At 46.5% G+C, this 391-nt stretch carries 1 pseudogene; it reads left to right on the top strand.

From position 1 onward, the window contains the following. Positions 1-391: pseudogene (locus CIK04_RS23800) on the top strand (protease modulator HflK); the annotation flags it as partial.

Below are 391 nucleotides of genomic sequence, written 5' to 3'. Positions count from 1 at the left end.
TGAGCAAGTAAAAGATGCATTCGATGATGCGATTGCGGCGCGTCGAGGATGAAGAAGCGTTTCATTCGTGAAGCCGAAGCGTACAAAAATGAAATCTTGCCAAAAGCAACAGGTCGCGCAGAGCGTCTGAAGAAAGAGGCTCAAGGTTACAGTGAACGCACCATCAACGAAGCGTTGGGTCAAGTGGCTCAGTTTGAAAAGCTGTTACCTGAATACCAAGCTGCACCGAAGGTTACGCGTGATCGCCTCTACCTAGATACGATGGAAGAAGTGTATTCAAGCACATCGAAAGTGCTGATTGATTCTGAATCAAGTGGCAACTTGCTTTACTTGCCGATTGATAAGTTGGCGGGTCAAGACTCTCAAACGGATACGAAGCGTAAAACGAAAT

This window comes from Vibrio sp. 03_296, assembly GCF_002265885.1.
Note: the sequence above shows the minus strand (reverse complement) of the source record. Positions and strands in the feature narration are given on the sequence as shown.